The sequence below is a fragment of the Sphaerisporangium sp. NPDC049002 genome (genome assembly GCF_040649355.1).
In the GTDB taxonomy this organism is placed as follows: Bacteria; Actinomycetota; Actinomycetes; order Streptosporangiales; family Streptosporangiaceae; genus Sphaerisporangium.
Genome location: NZ_JBEZFH010000465.1, coordinates 1 through 1,160 on the forward strand (window position 1 = coordinate 1; position 1,160 = coordinate 1,160).

Annotated in this window: 2 protein-coding genes and 1 pseudogene; 1 reads left to right on the plus strand and 2 read right to left on the minus strand. The window is 66.9% G+C overall.

Translation table 11 applies throughout. From position 1 onward, the window contains the following. The coding region (locus AB0B89_RS36535) for a winged helix-turn-helix domain-containing protein (protein WP_358562402.1) at positions 1–644 on the minus strand (644 nt) is incomplete at its 3' end. Positions 645–788: 144 nt separating this feature from the next. Between AB0B89_RS36535 and AB0B89_RS36540 the strand changes: the two genes are divergently transcribed. Continuing rightward, positions 789–1,025 carry a hypothetical protein gene (locus AB0B89_RS36540; RefSeq protein ID WP_358562405.1) on the plus strand — a complete coding sequence of 79 codons (237 nt, stop codon included), beginning with the start codon at positions 789–791 and terminating at the stop codon, positions 1,023–1,025. Positions 1,026–1,063: 38 nt separating this feature from the next. On the opposite strand, the pseudogene AB0B89_RS36545 reads toward AB0B89_RS36540, so the two are convergent. Next, positions 1,064–1,160, minus strand: a pseudogene (locus AB0B89_RS36545) (coenzyme F420-0:L-glutamate ligase); the annotation flags it as partial.

Genomic DNA, 1,160 nt, shown 5'->3' on the forward strand with positions numbered 1-1,160 from the left:
CATGCGCGCCGGTGACGCCGTCTCCGTGACCCGTACGGACGGCTCGGTGGCCCGGCCAACATCTCCTGGCCCGAGGCCTCGGTCAGCACCGCGTACGGGTCGACGTCGCCGGCGGACGGGTCGGTGAGCGGGGTGTCACGGACCAGGCGTTCGGGATAGTAGGCCGTGGTCGCCTCGACCAGCGTTCCATCGTTGAGGCTTCGCATGTGGTGGCGAGCCGCCACCTGGCCTTTCCCGATGTCCAGGATGGCGGACAGGGTGTAGCTCTCCACGCGGGCGGCGGGGGAGACCATCTCGACGGTGATGGTCTCGAACCCCTCAAGCTCCTGCTGCTCCAGGGAGACGGGCCACGGATCGAAGACGTCGCTTCCGCGCATCATCTGCCAGGTCATGCGCGGGGTCGCGCGCACGAAGTTGCCCTTGCGGGGCAGGGTCGTGATCAGGCCGTCGACATCGCGTAGCACCGCGTAGGCGCGGGCGACGGTCAATCGGGCCAGGCCGCGCTCGTCGGCCATGCGTTGTTCGCTGGGCAGCGGGTCCCCAGGTTGCAGTTGGCCGCTGAGGATGGCCGCGCGAAGTTCGGCGGCGAGTGCCTCCTGGAGGCTTTCACCCTCTCGCCGTGGGCTGCGTTCCCGGCTGGTCACCATGTCTCCCTTGATGCTGCCTGCCTTTGTGTGCCCCAAGTGTGGCACGGGGTCGTCAGGTCTAAATTTGATGCTGGCCTATCTGGTGTACACCAGGTATGCTAGCGTGTAATTCGTCAGAGCGACAGAGGGAGAACAACTCCGATGGCCAACGCGAGGGAGCGAGCAAAAGACCGGAAGGCGGTACGCCGCGCCTGGCACATGCAGCGCATCAACGCCGCCGCCACCCCGGCGGGGCGGATCCGCTTCGCCACCGACTACCTGCTGGCCACCCTGCGGACCGCCAACGAAGACAAAGTCCTGGAGATCGCAACCACGGTGACGAAGTACCTGATCGATACGAGCGACTCGATCCCCACACCAACAAGGAGTAACGCATGAACACCGACACCCCCGAGGCGGTGAACACGGACGAGACGCAGGTTGCCGTAGGTGTCTGACCTGCCGCGGAAGTCGTCGAGCGGCCGGACGCCCGCGGCCCCGATCGCCACGTCGGTCAGGCCGTTGCGCCAGGGG

Bases quoted from the DNA above. Each gene is read 5' to 3' on its own strand.
- AB0B89_RS36540 (WP_358562405.1), top strand. From the start codon at position 789: ATGGCCAACGCGAGGGAGCGAGCAAAAGACCGGAAGGCGGTACGCCGC.